The sequence below is a fragment of the Blautia sp. ZXY-1-C6 genome, assembly GCF_056339875.1.
Window position 1 is genome coordinate 1 of sequence record NZ_JBWJVQ010000079.1, and the last position, 4,709, is coordinate 4,709.

Consider the following 4,709-nt stretch of genomic DNA (forward strand, 5'->3'; position numbering starts at 1 on the left):
CTCTGTGACAACTTCATGGTTGTAATCTGCATATACCAGAAATGCCGGTCCGCATTCTTAAATGCAGGAAGTGCGGTCACTTTGTCAGTGATCGTGCGGCTCATTGCCTCTATCTGTTCATCTGTGTGCAGCTTTCTTTCTGCGAAAATCTTCTTTTTAATGTCTTTTTTTGATTCCATATTTTTCACCCAGATTAATGATTGTTCCGTCTTCCTGCTGAACATCCACATTGTCCAGCTGAGCGCGAAGGTTCATGCGGACAGATGCAATATATTCCTTGCGCAGCAGTTCTCTTTCTTTTTTCTCTTCTTCAGTAAGCCCCACACTTTTGGCTTTATGTGCAAGTGCATTAATGCGGTCGATTTTCTCAACTTCCATAGTTCTTCCTCCTGTTTTTTGTCTACGGCAGTCTGTCTGTAAACACAGCCATTTACTCTGTGAATGCTCATTTGGCACCGGTAAATTTCCGGTATTATAACGAGTCTGTCAATAATATCGATCAGATAAACTTCTTCTTTGGACTGGCTTACAAACAGCGTACCGTACCTGCGTCCCTCTGTGATCTTATGGATAATATGGAAATCGGCTGCGTTTGCGATCACCATATCTACGCCTGCTGCAGAAGCGATCTGTGCTGCTGTCAGCTTAGTAGCCATTCCGCCGGTTCCTACCTTACTTCCAGAAGTACCTTTTCCCATGTTAAGCAGATTATCATCCAGATTTTCTACCACATCGATGAATTTTGCATCAGGATTAGTATTGGGATCATCTGTAAAAAGACCATCAATATCTGATAACAGGATCAGCAGATCTGCCCGTACAAGTGCGGCAACCATTGCAGACAATGTATCATTATCTCCGAATTTCTCCAGATTCTGAAGCTCATAGGTGGAAATGGAGTCATTCTCGTTTACAATGGGAATCACTCCCAGACTGAGCAGTTCATCGAAAGTATTCTGAGCATTCTTTCGGTTAACATTATTAACCATAGTATTTTTGGTCATAAGGATCTGAGCGGAAAGCTGATTATATTCAGAAAAAAGTTTCTGATAAATCATCATCAGTCTGGCCTGTCCTACTGCTGCACATGCCTGTTTTCCTTTCAGTTCTGTGGGTTTCTCATGCATTCCAAGAGCTGCCACACCTGTTGCTATAGCTCCTGAAGAAACCAGTATGACATCTTTTCCCTGATTGCGAAGGTCACTGAGCTCTCTTGCCAGCACTTCCAGTTTGCGAAGGTTCAGTCTTCCTGTCTCCGAATGGAGTCAGGGAAGAAGAACCGATCTTAATTACAATACGTTTTTTATCTTTAAGTCGTTCCCGGTAATTCATCTTTTTGTTACTCCATATAAATATATTTTTAGTAACTGTTCAGTGTCTTTACAGTTACGAACAAAATCCATCAGAAATTGCCTGCAATAACAGAATTTGAAGATCAGCGTGTAATCCCAAGCTCCTCCAGGGCTTTTGCCTGTTTTGTCTCCATGACTGCCGCTTCCCCGGGAGTCATATGGTCATATCCCAGCAGATGCAGCATACTGTGTGCAACCAGAAAACAGAATTCTCTTGTCACACTGTGTCCGTATTCCTCTGCCTGCGCAAATACCTTGTCAACTGAGATCATGATATCTCCAAGAAGAAGTTCGTCTGTATCCAGATCAAAGTAAGATTCATCTTCCTCCACAATATCATATCCTGCCGGTGTCTCAAAAGGAATCATAGGGAAGGATAAAACATCCGTAGGTCTTGCGATATCGCGAAACTCAGTATTAACTCTCTCAATCTCTTCGTTATCTGTAAGTACAAGATTCACCTGTGCATCATAGGGACATTTTTCCATTTCAAGAACCTTGTCAGCTACCTTTACTGCCAGTGTCTCATAGTCGATCCCCAGTTCACGCTCTGTCTCATAATCAATCTGCATGTTCATCGTTCATTTACCCCGTTTCTGCGTCTTGCCGGTCTTTCAGGTTTTTGTTTCTTCTCATAGGCATCATAAGCCTGTACGATCTGCTGTACCAGAGGATGACGGACAACATCCTTGCTGGTAAGCTGGCAGAAGCCAATGTCATCTATTTTTTTCAGTACTTTCATTGCCACGTCAAGTCCGGATGTGGTATCTCTTGGAAGATCTTTCTGTGAGGCATCTCCGGTGATGATAACCTTGGAACCAAATCCGATACGTGTCAGGAACATCTTCATCTGTGCCGGAGTAGTATTCTGTGCTTCATCGAGAATGATAAATGCATTATCCAGTGTACGTCCGCGCATATATGCAAGCGGTGCAACCTCGATCAGGCCGCGCTCCATATTTTTCGCAAAGCTGTCCGCTCCCATGATCTGGTACAGTGCATCATAGAGTGGTCTCAGATAAGGATCTACCTTGCTCTGCAGATCTCCCGGAAGAAATCCCAGCTTCTCACCGGCCTCAATAGCAGGACGTGTCAGGATGATCCTGCTGACCTCCTCATTTCGGAAGGCTGTGACAGCCATTGCCATCGCCAGATAGGTTTTGCCGGTACCGGCAGGACCTACACCGAACACGATCATTTTTTTGCGTATCTGTTCTACATAATCTTTCTGCCCCAGTGTTTTGGGCTTGATAGGTCTGCCCTGTATGGTGTTACAGATAAAATCTTTGTCTATTTCTGTGAGAACTTCGTTTCTCTGCTCCATTGCCAGAGAAAGAGCATAATTGACATTCTGTTTCGTGATCGTGTTGCCTCTTTTTGCAAGTACTGTCAGTTCTTCTATCAGTTTCTTCGCAGAAGCCGCATTCTGTTCATTGCCAAGTATCTTAAGGATTCCGTCTCTGGAGATCACTGTCACATTCAGTGTTCTCTCAATCAGCTTAAGATGCTCATCAAACTGGCCAAATACATTTGCTTCCAGTTCTGCGGGGACTTCTGTGTGTAATTCAATAATATTGCCAGCCATCCTGTGATGTCCTTTCCTGTTGATAAGTTAATAATGGATTATTGCCTCGTTTATGGACGATAATCAAAGTCCGGTTAAAACCAGATGCATCCATTGTAACACCTCCCTGCAACTTTTTAAATACAAATTTTTATGGAATTTTATGTTATCCGGCTTTTTTCGCCTGTCTGTTCGATGATAAGCAGAGTTCCTCCGGTAATGCACAGAGATTCTGTCAGCCTGGTAGTAATATGATTTTCACTGATCTTAATGCCATTTTGAAGCAGCTTCTTTTCATATTGATGAAATCTTCGCACAGCTTCCTTCTCGGCTTCTTTCCTGGTATAGGTTTCTTCTTTTACTGTATAATCAGTAGTTTCGGTCCATCCGATCCATACAGGAAGTATAAAATTTTCTGTGATACGCAGAGGAATTTCCTCTGTGATACGTTTCTGACCTGTATGTAATGCCGGATGCAATCCCAGATACCAGTGCCCAAACCGGAAATACATTTCTTTTTTCTTTTTGCCGGCAGGGATTTCTGTACGGTATTTTAATGGAAATTCCTGATAATAGGAAATTTGTCTGGAAATAAAAATATCCGCATCTGCATGAACGTATTCCTTTCGCAGGACTTCCTGACTGTCATTCATGATATGAAGTTCCCCGGATACCAGAAGTTCCCCTTTTTTGCAGGAATCCCCCGGGCTTTTTTACCGGTATGCCCCTTCGGACGATCATATCTGTGATCACTCCGTCCTTGTCTGCGAGCAGATTACAGGGTGAGGTGTTACTGTTGGTTTTTTGGGGGATAATTCCTTCCTGGATATTAAGAATCAGACGGGTTCCTTCTATTCTGGCAGATACCCAGGTAATCTCCGGAAAATTTTTCCGCACAGCTGCTGCAACTTCTGAACAGTTGATCTTTTTTTTGGACATTCCATGGTTTATATCCTGCGTATCCAGAAAATCGAGGATTTCTCCGGTACTGTTTCTGACATTTCCTTCAATATGGATATTCCAGATTCTCCCTGTCAAAAAAAATATCAGGATGCCTCCCAGAATCATGCCTGTAAAAAAAGCCTTTCTTTTTTTATTCCTTAAAAAAAAGAAGGGCATTCCCCGTTTCTGTATGATCTGAATATGTACACCTGTTTTATTCCGGAGAGGTCTCAGGCGAAAGAAATCAGCGGCCTGCATTTGTGCCATAAGCTGGCCGTCCTCTCTGTACCGGATCTTTTCCATATAAACTTTTCTGCTTTTGCAGAGATTCAGAAAGCGTTCCAGATTTTCTCCTCTTACAAGGATGATCACATAACCATATATTAATTTCAAAAATTTCAACATTCGCTGTCACCCGCTTTTATATCATAAATACTTCCCGTCACTTTCATTGCACTGGAATTGTACCAGCGGATTTCAAGATTTTTCCCGGATATGGTCACTTTTCCGCAAAAAGACTGTATCACAATTTCAGAAGGTGTATATTTAAAAACAGATTTATAATTTTCGATAACAGCTTCCGTCTGACCGGTCAGTGTGACGATCGTTTCATTATATGCCAGATCAGGCGGAAGTTCTAATGCCAGCACCATTCGGTTTTTCCATTGTCCTGCTTTTTTCATAAAAAAGCTCCCCCGGCTTTTACTATCAGTCTATGCCGGAAGAACTTTCTTTAAAACACGTTTCAGCAACAATCATCGAAACAAAACCATAGAAAACCACAGAATTGTATTTCCACCCAGATTATATTCCATAGATTCACGCTCTACAAACTCCATTCATCATCTACA

The 4,709-nt window shown here is 42.3% G+C and carries 6 protein-coding genes and 1 pseudogene; all 7 read right to left on the reverse strand.

Features of this window, described 5'->3' with window-relative positions; genetic code table 11:
- Positions 1-156 precede the first annotated feature (156 nt).
- Positions 157-378 (reverse strand): DUF896 domain-containing protein, encoded by a 222-nt coding sequence (locus tag AC075J_RS03105; RefSeq protein WP_008703220.1) that lies wholly within the window; start codon positions 376-378, stop codon positions 157-159.
- A gap of 104 nt (positions 379-482) precedes the next feature.
- Positions 483-1,332 (reverse strand): annotated as a pseudogene (proB, locus tag AC075J_RS03110) (glutamate 5-kinase); the annotation flags it as partial.
- A 103-nt stretch (positions 1,333-1,435) separates the two neighbouring features.
- Entirely contained in the window at positions 1,436-1,930 is a 495-nt protein-coding gene (gene ybeY, locus AC075J_RS03115; protein ID WP_055052765.1) for an rRNA maturation RNase YbeY, read from the reverse strand.
- Positions 1,927-2,937: a PhoH family protein gene (locus AC075J_RS03120; protein WP_008703224.1), complete on the reverse strand. Its 1,011-nt coding sequence runs from the start codon at positions 2,935-2,937 to the stop codon at positions 1,927-1,929. The genes ybeY and AC075J_RS03120 overlap by 4 nt, the downstream gene beginning before the upstream one ends.
- A 140-nt stretch (positions 2,938-3,077) precedes the next feature.
- Positions 3,078-3,569 carry a sporulation protein YqfD gene (locus AC075J_RS03125; protein WP_476389974.1) on the reverse strand — a complete coding sequence of 164 codons (492 nt, stop codon included), beginning with the start codon at positions 3,567-3,569 and terminating at the stop codon, positions 3,078-3,080.
- Complete coding sequence (locus tag AC075J_RS03130; protein ID WP_476389975.1) at positions 3,562-4,263, reverse strand: sporulation protein YqfD; 702 nt, start codon at positions 4,261-4,263, stop codon at positions 3,562-3,564. The genes AC075J_RS03125 and AC075J_RS03130 overlap by 8 nt, the downstream gene beginning before the upstream one ends.
- A complete protein-coding gene (locus tag AC075J_RS03135; protein WP_020993926.1) occupies positions 4,257-4,541 on the reverse strand; it encodes a YabP/YqfC family sporulation protein in 285 nt (94 codons plus the stop codon). The genes AC075J_RS03130 and AC075J_RS03135 overlap by 7 nt, the downstream gene beginning before the upstream one ends.
- Positions 4,542-4,709: the final 168 nt, after the last annotated feature.

Coding starts and splice junctions, on each gene's coding strand:
- AC075J_RS03105 (WP_008703220.1), bottom strand. CDS start 378: ATGGAAGTTGAGAAAATCGACCGCATTAATGCACTTGCACATAAAGCC.
- ybeY (WP_055052765.1), bottom strand. CDS start 1,930: ATGAACATGCAGATTGATTATGAGACAGAGCGTGAACTGGGGATCGAC.
- AC075J_RS03120 (WP_008703224.1), bottom strand. CDS start 2,937: ATGGCTGGCAATATTATTGAATTACACACAGAAGTCCCCGCAGAACTG.
- AC075J_RS03125 (WP_476389974.1), bottom strand. CDS start 3,569: ATGAATGACAGTCAGGAAGTCCTGCGAAAGGAATACGTTCATGCAGAT.
- AC075J_RS03130 (WP_476389975.1), bottom strand. CDS start 4,263: ATGTTGAAATTTTTGAAATTAATATATGGTTATGTGATCATCCTTGTA.
- AC075J_RS03135 (WP_020993926.1), bottom strand. CDS start 4,541: ATGAAAAAAGCAGGACAATGGAAAAACCGAATGGTGCTGGCATTAGAA.